Origin of the sequence: Pseudoalteromonas arabiensis (genome assembly GCF_001550155.1) — a bacterium.
In the GTDB taxonomy this organism is placed as follows: Bacteria; Pseudomonadota; Gammaproteobacteria; order Enterobacterales; family Alteromonadaceae; genus Pseudoalteromonas; species Pseudoalteromonas arabiensis.
Genome location: NZ_LRUF01000024.1, coordinates 83320 through 100597, shown reverse-complemented (window position 1 = coordinate 100597; position 17278 = coordinate 83320). Strand labels below are relative to the sequence as shown.

Sequence of the window (17278 nt, the reverse complement as noted above, 5' to 3'; positions counted from 1 at the left end):
CCTCCGACCGCCTGGTTCGTAGCCAGGTACTCTATCCAGCTGAGCTACGCGTCCGCAAATTGCATTTTATAATCTTGCAGTGATTTTTCAAAAGTGGTGGGCGCAGGAGGATTCGAACCTCCGACCGCCTGGTTCGTAGCCAGGTACTCTATCCAGCTGAGCTATGCGCCCACTTTTTGATTTTAGTAAAGGATGGTGGGCGCAGGAGGATTCGAACCTCCGACCGCCTGGTTCGTAGCCAGGTACTCTATCCAGCTGAGCTATGCGCCCATTCTTTACTTTACAAGAAAACCATTTTAAAAAATGGTGGAGAAGGAGGGATTCGAACCCTCGATAGAGCTACAAACCCTATACTCCCTTAGCAGGGGAGCGCCTTCGGCCACTCGGCCACCTCTCCATCTTGTGGGGCGTATAATAAAGATTTCAGGCAATATGTCAAACACTTTTCAAGGAAAATAGTGTAGATGGTCACAGAATGGTCATAACAACAAAAAACAGGCAATTTTTTGCTCAGTCTTTCGCTGGTTTTTCCTTATTAGTCAATATATCTAAGCCTGTTAAAGGAATTAGCTCATCAGTCATTTCTGCGAGATATTGATCTTGATAACCCAATTGTTGAAATTCAGCAATACACGCACGATAAAACGCTTCACGCTGGTGCTCGCTTTTATTAGCTTCAGTAGACAACTGCGAAGGCTTCTTTTTCATTATTATAAAGTCCATTTACGCATTGGATGATAATCGCGCAATTTTCTCATAATCAGGTTAAAAATAACACTATTACAATTACACTTTAGAATAAAAAGTTAAAAATACGTGACTATTACAAAACAGCAATTCTGTAACTCTTTTTAGATCAGCTAATTAAAAAAAGAATGTAAGGGGACAAGCGGAAAATTTCAGAATTTTCTGATAACAAAACGCCGCTTAAAAGCGGCGTTTTAAAGACATTAGCTGATTAGTCAGCTTGAGGACGCATGTGTGGGAATAAAATCACGTCTTTAATGGTTGGTGAGTCTGTAAATAACATCACTAGACGGTCAATACCAATCCCCTCACCCGCTGTTGGCGGTAAGCCGTATTCTAATGCACGGATGTAGTCTTCATCGTAGTGCATTGCTTCATCATCACCGGCGTCTTTTTCTTCAACTTGACGCGAGAAACGCTCAGCTTGGTCTTGTGCATCGTTAAGCTCAGAGAAACCATTGGCTAATTCACGACCGCCTACGAAGAATTCGAAACGATCAGTCACGAATGGGTTTTCATCGTTACGACGTGCAAGTGGTGACACTTCCCACGGGTAAGCTGTGATGAAAGTTGGTTGAATTAACTTGTGCTCAGCTGTCTCTTCGAAGATTTCACATAAGAACTTACCTGGACCCCAAACGCAGTTTTCTGGCACTTTAACGTGTACTTGCTTAGCGTACGCTTTAAGTTCTTCAAAATGATTTTCAGGGTCATTAAATACAGCCGCATCAAAGTCTGGATTGTACTTAAGAATAGCTTCGCTCATTGTTAGGCGTGCAAAAGGTTTCCCAAAATCATATTCTATTGAATCTACCACTTCACCGTTTTCGTCTTTCGTTGTATTAACAACAATTGGTGAACCAAGTACGTCTGTCGCAACAGTGCGTAGCATGTCTTCAGTGATATTCATTAGGTCAATGTAATCAGCGTATGCTTGGTAGAATTCGATCATGGTGAATTCTGGGTTATGGCGCGTTGATAAACCTTCGTTACGGAAGTTACGGTTGATTTCAAATACACGCTCAAAACCACCAACAACTAAACGTTTTAAGTAAAGCTCAGGGGCAATACGTAAGTACATGTCGATATCAAGTGCGTTGTGGTGTGTTACGAATGGACGTGCAGACGCACCACCTGGGATCACTTGTAGCATCGGTGTTTCAACTTCCATGAAGTCACGATCAGCTAAGAAACGACGGATACCTTCGACAACTTTTGAGCGAATACGGAATGTTTCACGCGTCGCATCGTTAGTGATTAAGTCAACATAACGTTGACGGTATTTAGTTTCTTGGTCAGATAAACCATGGAACTTTTCTGGTAACGGACGTAATGACTTAGTAAGTAGCTCGTACTCTGTCATTTCTACGTATAGGTCACCTTTACCTGATTTATTTAGTGCGCCTTTAACACCGATGATGTCACCGATATCAAGTTGACCGTATTTTGCTTTTAATTCTTTTTGTACATCTTTTGAGGCGTACGCTTGAATTTGGCCTTTCATGTCTTGTAACGCAAGGAAAGGACCACGTTTTGCAAGAATACGACCTGCTACTGATACAACGTGCTGCTCAGCAACTAATTCTTCTTTCGATTTATCACCAAACTCAGCTTGCAAATCAGCCGTGTAATGTTCACGACGGAATTGGTTTGGATGACCGTTGGCAGGGCAATTTTCGCGGATTGCGTCTAATTTGCCACGACGCTCAGCGATTAACTTATTTTCGTCTTGGATTTGATCAGTCATTTTTTAGCTCTTTTTTAGCTTGGTGGTTATAGGCCAGATTTAAGGCTGGCTTCAATAAATTTATCTAAGTCGCCGTCAAGAACCGCTTGAGTATTACGGTTTTCAACGCCTGTACGTAAGTCTTTAATGCGCGAGTCATCAAGCACGTATGAACGAATTTGACTACCCCAGCCAATGTCTGACTTTGCATCTTCTTGGCTTTGTTTCTCTGCATTTTGCTTTTGTAGCTCAAGTTCAAACAATTTCGCTTTTAGCTGTTTCATTGCTTGGTCTTTATTCTTGTGCTGTGAACGCTCATTTTGGCACTGAACAACCGTATTGGTTGGCACGTGAGTAATACGTACCGCTGATTCAGTGGTATTTACGTGCTGACCACCGGCACCAGATGCACGGTAAACGTCAATACGTAGGTCAGCCGGATTAATATCAATTTCGATATTATCGTCGATTTCAGGGTAAACGAATGCCGATGCAAACGAGGTATGACGACGACCACTTGAGTCGAACGGGCTCTTACGCACTAAACGGTGAACGCCTGTTTCTGTACGTAACCAACCGTATGCATATTCGCCAACGAAACGCACAGTTGCGCCCTTGATACCAGCCACATCACCATCAGTTGCTTCAACGAGTTCAACTTTAAAGCCTTTTGCTTCACCCCAACGTAAATACATACGCAGTAACATGTTACACCAGTCTTGTGCTTCAGTACCGCCTGAGCCTGATTGTAAATCAAGGTACGCATCGTTTTGATCTTGCTCGCCAGAGAACATACGACGAAACTCAAGCTTTTCAAGTTGTGCATTTAAATCTTCAAGTTCAGCTTCAGCTTCTTGGAAAGTTTCTTCGTCTTCAGCTTCCACTGCAAGTTCAACTAAACCTTCAACATCGTCTGTGCCCGTAACGAGATTATCAATGGTCTCGACGATAGCTTCTAGTGATGACTTCTCACGGCCTAACGCTTGCGCACGCTCTGGCTCGTTCCATACTGCTGAATCTTCAAGTTCTGCGTTAACTTCTTCTAACCGCTCTTTCTTAAGAGGGTAGTCAAAGGTACCCCCGAAGCAGTTCAGTACGTTCGCGAATTTCCTTGATCTGGTTAATCACAGGATTCACTTCAAACATGTACATTACTCCAAAATGGCTGATTTACCGCGCACAGCTTACGACAATAATTACGGTAAATTATCTACAAATATTAAAAACGCCCGATTTTAACAAAAAACCGAGCGTTTTATTAGCCTTTTATGCCGATAAAGACGATATTTTTATGTCACTTTTTGTAGCTCTCGAATAATCAGTTGTAACGAAAATTTGCCACGGAATTCATTTATATCGAGCTGATAAGCAGCTTTGACGTACCTCACTTCAGTGTCTGGCCATGCACGTACGTCAACACCAAATGCAATACCGTCAACTAAGCGCCCTGATTGATGCTTTAAAACCAGTTTTAAGTGCTTTTCACCGACAATACGCTGCTGTATTACTTCGAAAACATGTTCAAACACAGGCTCGGGAAATTGCTGCCCCCAAGGTCCTGCATTTTTTAGCTGATTGGCAAACTCCATCGAAAAGCAGTCATTGGGCAGTTCACCGTCGGTCAGCAAAATACTTTGTTTATGCTCATCAGTCAGTGTGTCGGTCACCATTTTCTCAAACACCGCTTTAAATTCATTAAAGCATTGCTCATTGATACTCAGCCCCGCCGCCATAGCATGACCGCCAAATTTGCTAATAAGATGTGGATACAGGGTATTTACTCGCTCGAGTAAATCGCGCATATGCAGCCCTTCAATTGAGCGGCAGGAACCTTTTATTTCACCATTATCGCCAGCTGCAAAAATAACCGTAGGACGGTGATACTTCTCTTTTAAGCGCCCTGCCAATATGCCTATCACACCTTGGTGCCAATCGGCTTGGTATAAACAAATGGCATCCGGCACTGACTCAGTTTTAAATGCTAACCGATCAAGTACGGCTTGTGCTTCAGTTTGCATGCCCTGCTCTATTTCACGGCGCTCATGGTTAAGGCTATCAAGCTCGCCGGCAATACGGCGTGCTTGATTTATATCGGTTGATAATAAACAGGCTATGCCTAAACTCATATCATCTAAACGCCCTGCTGCATTTAAGCGTGGCGCCAATGAAAAGCCAAAGTCACTGGCACTTAAACGAGCTGCATTGCGATTTGCCACTTCGATTAACGCACTGATCCCTGGGCGTGTTTTACCACTTCGAATACGTGCTAAACCTTGATGCACTAAGGTGCGGTTATTGGCATCAAGCGCGACCACATCAGCAACGGTGCCAAGAGCAACAATATCAAGTAATTCGGCCAAATTAGGCATTGGATTATGCCGAAAATACCCTTGTTCACGTAAATGGCTACGCAGTGCAATCAATAAATAGAACGCCACGCCAACCCCAGCAATGGATTTTGATGGGAATGAGCAGTCATGGCGATTTGGGTTTACTATCGCATCGGCGTTTGGTAATGCTTCACCTTGCAAGTGATGATCAGTGACCAGCACTTTAATACCTGCTTGCTTTACAATAGCAATGCCATCAATACAGGAGATGCCATTATCGACGGTAATCACCAGCTCAGGCTGCATTGTCACGATTTGCTCAGCAAGTGCAGGGCTCAAACCATAACCAAGGCTAAATCTGTCCGGCACTAAATAGTCAAGGTTCTGTAAACCAAACATAGCCAAACCTTGCATCAAGGTTGCGGTGCTCGTTGCACCGTCGGCATCAAAGTCACCCACTATTAGCACACGGCTTTGTGATGCCAGCGCGTCTTGTAATAACAACACAGCTTTGTCTATGTCTTTAAACAGCTTAAAGTCATGTAATGTTGCTGCACTATTATCTAATTCTTTGGCATCTTGAACCTGACGAGAGGCATAAATTTGCTTGATAACAGGATGTAAGTGATGTGGAAGATATGAGTCATCAACACGAGGGCGAACTTGGATTATTTTTTCCATGTTGGACGTATTACTTTCTTAGCTTAAAGCGGATTAAAGGCCTACCTAAATAGGCCTTTTTATAAAAAAGATTATGAAGATGTTTTTGGCAATGCATCAAGTGCTTGGCTGATTTGCGCTGCTGATTGATAACCTGGGATCATCGTACCATCTTCTAAAATAATAGCCGGCGTACCCGACATACCAAAGCTTTGACCAAGTTGGTAATGCTCAGCGATTGGCGCACTACACCCTTCAACAGTGGCAACATCTGCACCCGCTTTGGCTTCTGTAAGCGCTTCAGCGGGGTCTTTTGCACACCATACATTCATTAAATCTTGGTAACCTTTACCACGTAAGCCACCACGTGGGAAAGCAAGGTATTTAACTGTGATACCTGCATCTAAAAAGTCATCTAATTCACGGTGTAATTTGCGACAGTACCCACAGGTGATATCAGTAAATACGGTGATAGAATGTTTCTCATTCTTTGCTTTATAAACGATCATTGAATCTTCATACTCAGCAATACCCGCTTTACGTACATCGCTCAACGCATGCTCTGTAAGGTTTACGCGATTTTCTAAATCAATTAATGTGCCTTGCATTAGAAATTGACCATCAGGGCTTGCGTAAAGTACCCCTTTATCTGTAATCAGTTCTTTAAGACCAGCGACAGGGCTTGGATTTATTTGCTTTACGGTTACACCTAATTCGGCAAATTTAGCGATGATAGGCGCATCTGCAGCGTCGGTGGTCGATACACCATTGGCAATCACATTAAGACTTGTGCCAAGCAATGCCGTGGCTAAAACTAACTTTTTCATAACTATCCTATATCCTGATCATTTCTAGTATAGACCGGTACATCTTTAAAAATCTTGCACTACGCACGTGGGTGATGTTGCTCGTGTACCGACTTCAATCTCTCATTGGCTACATGGGTATAAATTTGAGTTGTTGATAAGTCACTATGACCTAACATCATTTGTACCACCCTCAAATCAGCTCCATGATTAAGCAAATGCGTTGCAAACGCATGACGCAGCGTATGTGGTGATAAGGGCGATTCAACTGATGCCAAAATAGCATAGTGTTTAATACGATGCCAAAAGGTTTGTCGTGTCATGCCGATTCCACGTTTAGATGGAAACACAAAATCAGTGGCATGCTTAATCATATGCGAACGGCCTACTTTCAGAAACTGTTCTAGCCAATACATGGCTTCTTCACCAAGGGGCACTAAACGTTCTTTATTACCTTTACCTTTTACAAACACCACAGCTTGACGCAAGTTAATCTGCTCCATTCGAAGCCCCACCAGCTCAGTAACACGAAGTCCTGTTGCATATAAAAGCTCAAGCATGGCCTTATCGCGAAGCCCCATTGGATCTTCGATATCAGGAGCCCCAAGGAGTGCTTCAACCTCGGCTTCTGACAGCGTTTTAGGTAATGACTGCCCTGCTTTTGGCTGAGCAATATTGACCATCGGCGAATCAGCTATCGCTTTTTCACGTACAAAATACTGATAAAAACGTTTAAGTGCGCTAATACTACGCGCGGTACTGCGTGATTTAAGGCCTAAATCAACGCGATATGCTAAATACGCTTCAATATCTTCATTACTCACAGCTAGAAGATCTTTATCTTTTAAAAATTGACAAAACTTTTCAAGGTCACTGCGATAAGCAGCGAGTGTATTTTCGCTGACTCCCTGCTCAAGATACAGCGTATCTAAAAATAACTCTAAATGTTCGGCGTTATTTGCTGTTATTACACCTTTTTGGGCTTGGGAATTATTATCAGCCACGCGTACTCTCATCCTTATCAAGGTATCAATTGATTATACCTTACGGTAAACTTACGCCTATCATATCAGGCAAATACACAGTGATAAATACGATGCAGATTGGTTTATTTTATGGTTCTACAACCTGCTACACAGAAATAGCAGCTGAAAAAATTCGCGATATTATCGGCCAAGACATAGTGAGTCTTCACAATATCAAAGATGAGCCATTAAAAAATGCTGAGCAATTCGATTTTGTTATTTTCGGCATTTCAACGTGGGACTTCGGTGAATTACAGGAAGATTGGGAATCAATTTGGGACGACATTAAAGATGTTAACCTAAATGGTAAAACCGTGGCTCTGTTTGGCATGGGCGATCAACAAGGTTACGGCCAGTGGTTCCAAGATGCGCTCGGTATGTTACACGATGAAATTTGCGACCAAACGATCACTTTATTAGGTAAGTGGCCAAATGATGACAGTTACGAGTTCGAGGCTTCAAAAGCACTCACTGAAGATGGTAAACAGTTTGTTGGCTTAGCACTTGATGAAGACAGTCAATATGAACTGAGCGATGAACGCATTGCCTCGTGGGTTGAACAAGTCATGACTGAATATAGCGAAAGCTTGTAAAAATAACGCCTATAAAGCCAAGTATTGCTTGGCTTTTCTAGTGTTTACTCTACACGCTGCCAATACTGGTTACGGTAGAAAAAAGCAATATAACCGCGAACTTCAAGTACTTGACCTTGTTCTTGTGGCGTCAGTTTTAAGGTATAGGTCTTACCGCTATTCGGGTCAAGAATCTCACCATCTTGCCAGCTTCCATCTCCCGCATCAGTTGCACCCTCGATTATTGTCATGCCAAGAATTGGTTGATTTTTCTTATCACCATCACACTCTTCACAGATAGCATCCTGCTTTGCTGGATTTAGAATTTTTTCTACTTTGCCTGTTAATACGCCATTTTGTTCGCTAATGCGTACCAGTGATTTTGCTTCATTTGTCTCTTCATTTATTGTTTTCCAAAGTCCCACAGGATTCAACGCAGCAAAAGTATATTGAGAGAAAAGTAATGCACTTAAAGTTATAGATAAACGTAACATAAACAGCTCTTATAATTTTAAAACGCCACCACTATAGCAAGGCTTGAGTAAACACTCTATTTTTAGATAGTTACATTTTTAAATAGAAATCCTTACACAAAGAAACATACTCATCACTATAGCCGCCATCTGCAGCATGAATAGTCAAAGAACGTGTCTGACACACCTCAGACTGTAAAGAAAATAACATTAAACTTCGGCTGGGTGGCTTTTTTAATGTGGTGCGTACATTACACATACGCGCCAAGTTCCACCCTTTACACTTAGCTTGTTCAATAAAAGAAGATGCCTCTTTGCAGGGTAAAATTACATTTAGTAAGGTGTTGGCGTGACTTAACCTAGTACAACACTCAATTAACTCGGAAAAACCAAGACCATCTGTATGACGCGCCGTATTACGTGCTTCATTGCCCCCTTTTAGACTCGCATTAAAATACGGGGGATTAGTAATAATTACATCAAAGGGCTGTGTTGATTGAAAAGACTGTATGGCACCATGATGTAAACAAATTTCAGGCCAAGGACTATTTGCAAAGTTAAACTTAGCATCAATGCACGCCTCAGCATCTACTTCGATTGCCACCACTTTCGCCTTTGGCGCACGCTGTTTTGCCATCAAAGCAAGCAATCCCGTTCCTGTTCCTATATCGAGAAGGTATTTTGCATTTGCCAATTCAGCCCAAGCACCTAATAAAATACCATCTGTCGAAACCTTCATCGCAGAACGAGTTTGCTCAACTGTAAATTGTTTAAACACAAAGCCTGACATTTTTTCACCTTTTCATTCACCACAGTGCTGATAGCTAGTATAATCAACTCTAATTGTCCTCTATTTATGTCACTCTATGCAATTTTCTGAATTTGATATCGATAACAAGCTGTTAAATGCCATCAATAAAATGGGTTTTGATACGCCAACAAGTATTCAACAACAAGCGATCCCTGAAGCACTACAAGGTCGTGATATTTTGGCATCTGCCCCTACAGGTACGGGTAAAACAGCCGCGTTTTTGATTCCTGCAATTCAATACTTGCTTGACTTCCCACGTCGCGATCCAGGTTTTGCACGGGTGCTGATCATGACCCCCACTCGTGAACTTGCTTATCAAATTCATGAGCAATGTGAACTGCTAGCTGCACAAACGCACTTAAAAATAGGTGTTGTCACGGGCGGTATTAACTATGGGACACATAAAGAGATTTTTGAAAGCAATAACGACATTCTTATTGCGACACCAGGTCGCTTAATGGAATACCTTGAAACTGAGAACTTCCATGCTGAAAACGTCGAAATGCTTATTCTCGATGAAGCGGATCGCATGCTTGATATGGGCTTTCGTAAAGAAATGCTACGTATCTGTGATGAAGCACGTAATCGTCGTCAATGCTTCTTATTCTCTGCCACGTTAGAAGGCGACAGCGTTGAGTTGTTTGCCGAGCGTATTTTGAATGACCCTGCACTACTCGAAGCAGAGTCGTCACGTAAAGAAAAAGGCAAAATTCACCAGTGGGTGCACTTAGCTGATGATTATAATCACAAATTAAAGATGCTCATTGATACGCTTAACAGTGACGAGCTGCAAAAAGCCATTGTCTTTGTAAAAACACGTGAGCGCCTTGAAACTCTGATTGGCGCTCTAAACAACGAAGGACTTCGTGTAGCTTGGCTACGTGGTGAAATGCCACAAGATAAACGCATGAAAGCAATGGAAAATTTCCATTCTGGTCGCAATAAAATTTTAGTTGCAACTGACGTAGCGGCGCGTGGTATTGATGTAGCTGATATTAGCCATGTAATTAACTTTGATATGCCCCGTACAGCAGATGTGTATGTGCACCGAATTGGCCGTACAGGTCGTGCAGGTAAAAAAGGCACAGCAATTTCATTTGTAGAAGCACATGACGTTGCTATTTTGGGTAAGGTTGAACGTTATATTGAACAAAAGTTAAAGCGTCGTGTTATTAAAGGGTTAGAGCCACAACACAAAGAAGCAAAGATCCCGTCGAAAAAGAAAAAGGATCCAGTAAAGATGAAGGCTAAAAAGAAAGCAAAGGTAAAAGCGAAAAAGAAAAAATAATCTTCGTAGATACTGTAATAACTAAAAAATGCCGTGCTTGTCACGGCATTTTTGTGTGTACTTTTTGCTGCCGTTTTTACTAACTAGTGTGTAATTAATTCATAGCTTTTTTTCCTGAAATAACTAGTTAAAATATATTATCCTTTAAAATCAACATATTAAATATTGGAATAAAAATTGTAACTGGTTCAGCATATGCTCATCATTCACGAGGGAATCGTATGAACCGTTTTAAACTAACAGTAGTACTTACATCATTTTGTTGTATTTTTTTACTTGCATGCGCAACACAAGTTAGCGCTAATACCAGTGTATTAACTACTAGCACATCGGCTCAACCTCGACTTCAGCAATTAGCACTTCACAAGCTGATGAGTAATCCTAATTTTTCTATCGAGAACCTACAAGTTATTGTTAACGGTGATACGATTGAATTATACGGTTCCACGGAAACGGGCTTTAAACGCGCATTGGCACAAAAGTTTTTAGAGCACAGCCAAGGAGTTAGCCGTGTGAAAAATAACCTTAAAGTCAGCCAGTCTGATACCGCTAAGTTTTAAGGTTATTTTCTAAAAGAATAAGTAACTTAACGTTAGTTACTTATTCTCCTTTAGCGTCTAAATTGATAAATTTAGCAAGTTCTTCTGGTTGACCTGCTAGGCTCATAATTTGTTGGTTAATTTCTAGCATCGTTTTGCCCTCAGGTAAACTTGCAGACAAAGATAATGAAGATAAACCGTTGGCAAAATTAGTAATCGCTGTGGCTAAATCTGCGCTAACAGGAGCTTGTTGCAGCTGCATTGTGACCATTTGCTGAAATTGCTCGTGGGTCATACCTTGCGCTTTTAAAAAGCTTTCTACTACCGCTTTTAATTCACCTTGATTTTCAATCGCAAACTCTACACTGCGAGGCTCCAACTCAGACATGGCAGCCATCATCTTTGACTGCTGCTGAAGCTGTTGCTCAAGAGTTGGTTGTGCACCGCCAGAAGCTTTTTGTTGTTGGCTAATAGCAAGTGATGCTTCCATCAAAGGGGTAGACTTGGCTAACCCTAAATTAAACGTCACATCAGCTACATCCGCTGCGGTTACTTTCAGCGCAAAGTCACTATCACCTGAGTCTTTATTGTAATCAAGCGATGAGTCTACATTATAGCTTTTAGAGGCTAGCTTACTGTTGGCGCTTTGTGGCAGCTGTGCCAAGAAAGAATCGCTAAAGCGAAAGTTAGTCATTACAAACCCAGTGTGCGGAGGAATGGCATCTTCCTCATAGCCTGTTACTTTAATGGTATCAATACTGGCAACTTGCTCATCACCTTCAACACTTTGCACTTTGATGCCAGATAGCTGCACACTGTTATTAAATACACTCGCTGAAATATCATCATACATCACCTCAACACCACTTTGGGCTGATAGTGCAGCAATTTGCTGATCAACCACTTTTTTCACTTCCTGTGTTGCTGTGTAGTTCGCATAATATGCGCCACCGGCAACAGCTGCGACAGCAACTGCAATTACTAACTTCTTCATTTTATTTCCTTTAAGTTGGTGCTAATTTCTTGAGAATGTTGAGCTTAAAGGTTCAACACAACCCTAGCTTATCAAATTGTCACTAATTAATTAATGACAAGAGCTCATGCACCGTTTTCACAGGCGTAATTTTTGCTCCTAAACCTTCCATTGATTTATGGTAGTTTCGATATGGAATAAATATTTCTGTAAAACCATGCTGTGCAGCCTCTTTTACTCGCGGCACACCACTATCTATAGGTCTGACATCACCGTTTAAGCTCAGTTCCCCCATGATGCAAGTTGTCCTAGGCACAACAAATTCATTGAGACTGCTTAACAGTGCCGCGACTAAAGCAAGGTCAATACAAGTCTCTGACTCATCTATCTTTAAGCCGCCAACAATATTGAAAAAAGTATCATGGAAAATTTTCGTTTTTGTATGTTTGCGTAATATACCGGTAAGCATTTTAATTCGATTCATATTCAATCCAACGCAAACACGTTGTGGAAACTCTGCTTCGGTTTCTGTTGTTAAACATTGAATTTCTAGGAGGAGGTTACGGTTCCCCTTACGAATACAAGTGATTGCTGAACCTGGCGATTCAGTACTTGAACCCGATAAAAATATCTCACTTGGGTTATCAACACTGAGCATACCGCGCTCACACATTCTGAAAATCCCCACCGTATCAATATCACCAAAACGGTTTTTGTTAGCACGTAAGGTACGTATTTGTCCGTCGTTAGTATCTATATGAAGCAGTGCATCAACAATATGCACTAACGTTTGTGGGCCCGCTATTTCATTGTTTTTATTAACATGAGCAATGATAAACATAGTCACGTCATGTTGCTTACAGTATTGTGTTAACGCTTGTGCTGCGCTTTTAACTTGCGATGGTGAACCGGGGCTGCCGTTTGCCGTTTCAGTTACCACAGCCTGAATTGAGTCAATAACAGCAAATTTAATTTTATTTTTATCAAGCTCTTCGATAATCGCTTCAACACTGGTTTCAGACAGTAAGTAAAGCTCATCTTGGTTATAATCCAAACGCAAGCGATTAACTCGGTTTTTAAACTGCGATAATGATTCTTCAGCGGTACAGTACAAAGAGGGCATTAATTTTGACATACGCGCAATTAAATCGGACAACAAGGTCGTTTTACCTGCTCCTGGATCACCAGAAATAATATTCACCGAACCTGTGGTGACACCGCCACTAAGCACGCGATCAAGTTCGCCAATTTCAGTCAGACGTTTTTCAGCTTCAGCCGTTTCGACCTCATTAATTTTTTTAGAACCGCCACCAGCGCCTCCGGCATAACCTGCCACCGCTGCGCGACTTGCAGCTTGTTTAGATTGCCCTGCTGAAGGTTTAAATTCTGCCAGTGTATTCCAAGCACCGCATTTACACTGCCCCTGCCAACGCTGATAGTTCATACCGCACTCTGTGCAGACAAATTCGATTTTTGCTGATTTTGCCATTGAGCTTTACCTATTTTGGTCGCTGATTTGTGATGTATTTAAATGTACAATAGACAACTGAACTAACGATTTAAGATGTCGGCATCTCTAGAGACGACACACAACGGACGTACCTCAAATCAATTCCCTTAAGGCTTTATTCGCTTAACTGCGTAATAACGCTATATTTTAGGGCATAGTTTTTGCTTACAAATAAAGTTTTACAGTGCTTGCCATTTATTTGGCGAATACCTATAACAATAATTAATGAAATAAAAAGTGGTTCGCAAGGCGTTTTAACACTGTGGTTGCCTGCTAGTATACCTACTTTTTTCGATTGACGGTGATGGTTTTATAAATGGCTGAAGACATACTGCTTAAATATGAAGACCTTGTTGAAGAGCTCAAGGCACATTTAGGCACTCCCCAGTTCGACAAACTATTTAAATCAAAGACAGCTAGCTTAACAAAGCCAGAGCAGTTTTTGATCAAAATGGAAATGTCACGTTTATCTCAGCCTGTGGCTCGCTTTATAGATTTACGAGGTCAAGTTACCGGTCAAGTTAGGCCTTACGAACACGAAGGCAAGCAACATTTTATGGACGACATGGCCATTGAGGTGTTCGAAGACGCAATCAAACGCCACGGTGGTTACACGCTTGCTGTATACGAAGCGGTTATGAATACCGAAAATAACCACAGAGTAATGCAAAAAAAAGCAAACGAAAATACCTCTTCAATCGAAGATAACGGCGACTTACCTGCCAAAGTAATTAAATTTGCCTCTTATGAAAGTCGTCGTGAAGAGCGCATGAACTACTCAATAAAAATTACTGTTGAGCTAGATAAGAGCGGCAAAATATCGGCTTCGACTTCAGACATCTCCCTAAGCGGCGCAAAAATCAAGCTCTCACCTAAATATAAAGTCACCAAGGGACAATTAATTGGTTTACGCTTAGTTGGGCTTGAACAAGACTTTGAGTTAGGTTTAAAAAACGGCATTCAATACGAAGTTGTTGCTGTAGAGCAAGTGTCGCGTGAGTACAATCATGTTCGCTTAAAACGCACCTTTATTGAGAATAATGAACAATTCGATAGCTTTCTAAAAAGCTTTATTCACGGCAATAAGCGCCGCTACAAGATTAACCTCGATAACACCTTGGATGCAGTTGTTTCGAAAGGCTATGAACAATATTATATCCCGCGTGTTACCTCGCTTTACACTTTTTTAAGCTTACAAGGTAATAAGTTATACCCCACTTTAGCGTTAACAACCGAAAATAATGCATTTATACATCGTTATTTTTGTGATGAACGTAAGCTGTCATGCTTATATAGCATTATAAACCAACAGCGAATAGGTCATCTTTTAAGTACTGTCGATGCAGTAAAAGAGGAGTACCTGTATACCTTTACGCATGTGGTCGCTGGAAAGATTTATTATTACTCAGCCACACGAACGGAACTTGATAGCCAACCTGAAATTCGAAATTTATTTTTTGGTTTTGGTAGCCAAAAAGAGAGCTGGCAATGCTTTAAGTTACAATTAATGCCAAGCCACCCTGAAGATTCATATATTCCGCTATCTTTACCGAGTAGTGCAGGTAAGGATATCGAAAAGCTAAATAAGCCACCAAGCCCTAGAGTTCAGGGGCTTATTAAAGATGTTAAGTACTTATTAATTCTAACTGCTGTTGGTTCGAAGTATGAGCAACACACTTACCAGCAACGTACATTCGACAAGCGGTTAGTGAATCAATTAAAGCAGTTTGGTCATACTAAACATAAAACGCCGCCGCCACTTACACCTGTCGCGCTTGAATACGTCAATTTACGCGCTCATAAACGTTATTTATATAAAACAGCGGTCTCTGTTACTCATAATGACAAATTAATTTCAGGCCATACTCGTGATCTATCGGTCATGGGTCTACAAATTGAGTGTGATAACCCTGTTGAGTTTAAAAAAGGCGATATAATTAAGTTAAGCCTTCCCGATTTACAAAAAATAACTAAAAAACATGACTTATCAAGCCTTGCTTATGAAGTGATGGCGATAAGCAAATCACTAACAACTGTTAACTTAAAAGTACACCGTCTTACTGACTTACCCCATATGGGCATTCAATTTTTCACGGCACTTATTGAAAACAATAAAGATAAGTTGCACGCCTGTGAAGAGTCCCCCAAAATACCAGGGCTTTCTACAGCACTAAGAAACATGGTGACTAAAAGTGTTTGCCAGCTTCCGTTGTACTTCCATAAGGAAGCCGCTCATTTTAAAGCAGGCGCGATCGGGCTTGGCTTATACCCGACGCCATTACATATACTTTTACAAAACTTTGCCCTGCTAAATGAGCAAACGCAGATCGATGGCTTTTTATCTACCGATCAGATCACAGAGGTGATCACACCACTGATTAAAGATCGTAGTCGCCAAGATCCACCTTTACCATTTACTTTATTTGTACGTTTTGATCCACGTAAAGCAACAATCAACGAAGCAATAACCAGCCGCTGTATTAGTGAAGATGACTATCAGCCACAGACCTTATTTATAAAAAAAGCACTCAAAAATGATTTAGTGTTTATCTTTCGTTTGTATGTGTCTCGCACTGGCCGTCCAGACATAGACTATTTATCAAATGAGCTTAAATATGTAAGCCAGTATGCACTACATAAAGCAAAAGACCTTGAAGAAGCACTCTGGGCTGTTGCAGGGGTTGGGGATGTAATTGACATAACAGATGAAGCGCTTACTCATTTTGATATTGATGAGGTACTCAAAACAGAAATGAATAAGCGTAAAAAAATATGGTTAAAGCGTGTAATCTAATGGGATTGCTAGTAGGTATGCAACTTGTAACAGAGAACCTTCATTAATTGCTGTATCTGCCTGTTCGACTACTTTAGGTTTACCATGAACAGCAACGCCAAGCCCTGCTTTAGCCATCATTTTTAAATCATTCGCGCCATCACCCATGGCAACGGTTTGACGGTTATCAAGCCCGAGTCTTTGTTGAATTTGCTCGAGCACGCGTGCTTTTTGCTCGGCATCAACAATCGTTCCAGTTACTTTACCTGTCAGGCGGTTATCTTTAAATTCGAGCGTATTGGCGTGCACTTCATCAAGACCAATAAGTGATTGAACGTGTTCTGCAAATGGCACAAAACCACCAGAAGCAATGGCAAGGTGCCAATTATGCGCTTTTAGATACTGGCACAATTCGGTAATGCCAGGCATCAGAGGTAGATTTAGTTTTAGCTCATTGATTAACGCTACATCGATACCTGCAAGCTTTGCTACTCGTTGATTTAAGCTTTGTGTAAAGTCAAGTTGACCTGCCATCGCTTGCGCAGTGACAGCTGCAACATCATCGTACACATCAGCTAAACGTGCTATTTCATCAATACACTCTATCGTAATCGCTGTAGAGTCCATATCCATTAATAAGAGCCCTGCTTCATTCACGTTAGCAGGGTTTGTAAGTTGCACTAACTGATAACCTTGCTCAGCAGAAAACGCTTGCAATAACAAAGGACTCAATGGCTTTGCTGAATCACTGTATAGGCACCATGCTGGTAACAATGTTTCTGTAGGCTGATAGCAACAAATAGAGAGATTACTAAAGCCATGTTGCGACAAAAACTCTACAAGATTAAGCAATTTAGCTGCTGAGAATTCACAACCAAATGCAACACTTGCTACGCCATGATTTGCTTTAGGTAGTAAATTGGTCTGAATAAGATGATTATTTTTAATTTCATACCAGCAATTTAGTATTATTTCTTCGACTAAATTTGCTGAACTGGTTGCAGCTAAGCTAAGCTGTGACATAGTGGCTCCAATTAGACTTATG

The 17278-nt window shown here is 41.3% G+C and carries 15 protein-coding genes and 3 tRNA genes; 4 read left to right on the top strand and 14 right to left on the bottom strand.

Annotated features, from left to right (window positions below):
• Positions 1-94: 94 nt before the first annotated feature.
• The 9 genes from PAARA_RS13670 to xerD all read right to left on the bottom strand — a co-directional run bounded on the left by PAARA_RS13670 (position 95) and on the right by xerD (position 7237).
• Positions 95-171 (bottom strand) — tRNA-Arg (locus PAARA_RS13670).
• Positions 172-193: 22 nt separating this feature from the next.
• A tRNA-Arg gene (locus tag PAARA_RS13665) sits at positions 194-270 on the bottom strand.
• Between the two features lie 34 nt (positions 271-304).
• A tRNA-Ser gene (locus tag PAARA_RS13660) sits at positions 305-397 on the bottom strand.
• Positions 398-510: 113 nt separating this feature from the next.
• Entirely contained in the window at positions 511-708 is a 198-nt protein-coding gene (locus PAARA_RS13655; RefSeq protein ID WP_062569582.1) for a hypothetical protein, read from the bottom strand.
• 250 nt (positions 709-958) lie between these two features.
• Positions 959-2494, bottom strand: a complete 1536-nt coding sequence (lysS, locus tag PAARA_RS13650) for a lysine--tRNA ligase (protein ID WP_062569581.1) — start codon at positions 2492-2494, stop codon at positions 959-961.
• Between the two features lie 26 nt (positions 2495-2520).
• Positions 2521-3619 (bottom strand): peptide chain release factor 2 gene (gene prfB / locus PAARA_RS13645; protein WP_130149625.1). Its coding sequence is split into 2 segments (ribosomal slippage): positions 2521-3543 and positions 3545-3619, totalling 1098 coding nucleotides; the frame shifts between segments, so codons are not numbered across the junction.
• A gap of 143 nt (positions 3620-3762) precedes the next feature.
• Positions 3763-5484 carry a single-stranded-DNA-specific exonuclease RecJ gene (gene recJ, locus PAARA_RS13640; protein WP_062569579.1) on the bottom strand — a complete coding sequence of 574 codons (1722 nt, stop codon included), beginning with the start codon at positions 5482-5484 and terminating at the stop codon, positions 3763-3765.
• A gap of 71 nt (positions 5485-5555) precedes the next feature.
• The gene (gene dsbC / locus PAARA_RS13635) at positions 5556-6290 is read right to left on the bottom strand and encodes a bifunctional protein-disulfide isomerase/oxidoreductase DsbC (RefSeq protein WP_062569578.1); all 735 of its coding nucleotides are present in this window, start codon (positions 6288-6290) and stop codon (positions 5556-5558) included.
• A gap of 59 nt (positions 6291-6349) precedes the next feature.
• On the bottom strand, positions 6350-7237 hold the full coding sequence (gene xerD, locus PAARA_RS13630) for a site-specific tyrosine recombinase XerD (RefSeq protein WP_405128730.1): 888 nt from the start codon (positions 7235-7237) through the stop codon (positions 6350-6352).
• A gap of 128 nt (positions 7238-7365) precedes the next feature.
• Between xerD and fldB the strand changes: the two genes are divergently transcribed.
• Positions 7366-7887 carry a flavodoxin FldB gene (gene fldB / locus PAARA_RS13625; RefSeq protein WP_062570025.1) on the top strand — a complete coding sequence of 174 codons (522 nt, stop codon included), beginning with the start codon at positions 7366-7368 and terminating at the stop codon, positions 7885-7887.
• A 44-nt stretch (positions 7888-7931) separates the two neighbouring features.
• On the opposite strand, the gene PAARA_RS13620 is transcribed toward fldB, so the two are convergent.
• On the bottom strand, positions 7932-8360 hold the full coding sequence (locus tag PAARA_RS13620; protein WP_062569576.1) for a DUF2147 domain-containing protein: 429 nt from the start codon (positions 8358-8360) through the stop codon (positions 7932-7934).
• Positions 8361-8430: 70 nt separating this feature from the next.
• Positions 8431-9129, bottom strand: a complete 699-nt coding sequence (locus tag PAARA_RS13615; RefSeq protein WP_062569575.1) for a tRNA1(Val) (adenine(37)-N6)-methyltransferase — start codon at positions 9127-9129, stop codon at positions 8431-8433.
• 76 nt (positions 9130-9205) lie between these two features.
• Between PAARA_RS13615 and srmB the strand changes: the two genes are divergently transcribed.
• Both srmB and PAARA_RS13605 read left to right on the top strand, forming a co-directional pair.
• Complete coding sequence (srmB, locus tag PAARA_RS13610) at positions 9206-10438, top strand: ATP-dependent RNA helicase SrmB (RefSeq protein WP_062569574.1); 1233 nt, start codon at positions 9206-9208, stop codon at positions 10436-10438.
• A gap of 221 nt (positions 10439-10659) precedes the next feature.
• Positions 10660-10998, top strand: a complete 339-nt coding sequence (locus tag PAARA_RS13605) for a BON domain-containing protein (RefSeq protein ID WP_062569573.1) — start codon at positions 10660-10662, stop codon at positions 10996-10998.
• A gap of 40 nt (positions 10999-11038) precedes the next feature.
• Here PAARA_RS13605 and PAARA_RS13600 read toward each other — a convergent pair whose 3' ends face one another.
• Both PAARA_RS13600 and radA read right to left on the bottom strand, forming a co-directional pair.
• Positions 11039-11971: a hypothetical protein gene (locus tag PAARA_RS13600; RefSeq protein WP_062569572.1), complete on the bottom strand. Its 933-nt coding sequence runs from the start codon at positions 11969-11971 to the stop codon at positions 11039-11041.
• A gap of 82 nt (positions 11972-12053) precedes the next feature.
• Positions 12054-13439 (bottom strand): DNA repair protein RadA, encoded by a 1386-nt coding sequence (gene radA, locus PAARA_RS13595; RefSeq protein WP_062569571.1) that lies wholly within the window; start codon positions 13437-13439, stop codon positions 12054-12056.
• 337 nt (positions 13440-13776) lie between these two features.
• On the opposite strand from radA, the gene PAARA_RS13590 reads away from it, so the two are divergent.
• Complete coding sequence (locus PAARA_RS13590) at positions 13777-16254, top strand: PilZ domain-containing protein (protein WP_062569570.1); 2478 nt, start codon at positions 13777-13779, stop codon at positions 16252-16254.
• Here PAARA_RS13590 and serB read toward each other — a convergent pair.
• A complete protein-coding gene (gene serB / locus PAARA_RS13585; protein WP_062569569.1) occupies positions 16237-17256 on the bottom strand; it encodes a phosphoserine phosphatase SerB in 1020 nt (339 codons plus the stop codon). The two genes, PAARA_RS13590 and serB, sit on opposite strands and share 18 nt — an antisense overlap.
• Positions 17257-17278: the final 22 nt, after the last annotated feature.

Bases quoted from the DNA above. Each gene is read 5' to 3' on its own strand.
- fldB (WP_062570025.1), top strand. From the start codon at position 7,366: ATGCAGATTGGTTTATTTTATGGTTCTACAACCTGCTACACAGAAATA.
- PAARA_RS13620 (WP_062569576.1), bottom strand. From the start codon at position 8,360: ATGTTACGTTTATCTATAACTTTAAGTGCATTACTTTTCTCTCAATAT.
- PAARA_RS13600 (WP_062569572.1), bottom strand. From the start codon at position 11,971: ATGAAGAAGTTAGTAATTGCAGTTGCTGTCGCAGCTGTTGCCGGTGGC.
- serB (WP_062569569.1), bottom strand. From the start codon at position 17,256: ATGTCACAGCTTAGCTTAGCTGCAACCAGTTCAGCAAATTTAGTCGAA.
- lysS (WP_062569581.1), bottom strand. From the start codon at position 2,494: ATGACTGATCAAATCCAAGACGAAAATAAGTTAATCGCTGAGCGTCGT.
- recJ (WP_062569579.1), bottom strand. From the start codon at position 5,484: ATGGAAAAAATAATCCAAGTTCGCCCTCGTGTTGATGACTCATATCTT.
- PAARA_RS13655 (WP_062569582.1), bottom strand. From the start codon at position 708: ATGAAAAAGAAGCCTTCGCAGTTGTCTACTGAAGCTAATAAAAGCGAG.
- radA (WP_062569571.1), bottom strand. From the start codon at position 13,439: ATGGCAAAATCAGCAAAAATCGAATTTGTCTGCACAGAGTGCGGTATG.
- PAARA_RS13615 (WP_062569575.1), bottom strand. From the start codon at position 9,129: ATGTCAGGCTTTGTGTTTAAACAATTTACAGTTGAGCAAACTCGTTCT.
- PAARA_RS13605 (WP_062569573.1), top strand. From the start codon at position 10,660: ATGAACCGTTTTAAACTAACAGTAGTACTTACATCATTTTGTTGTATT.
- PAARA_RS13590 (WP_062569570.1), top strand. From the start codon at position 13,777: ATGGCTGAAGACATACTGCTTAAATATGAAGACCTTGTTGAAGAGCTC.
- srmB (WP_062569574.1), top strand. From the start codon at position 9,206: ATGCAATTTTCTGAATTTGATATCGATAACAAGCTGTTAAATGCCATC.
- dsbC (WP_062569578.1), bottom strand. From the start codon at position 6,290: ATGAAAAAGTTAGTTTTAGCCACGGCATTGCTTGGCACAAGTCTTAAT.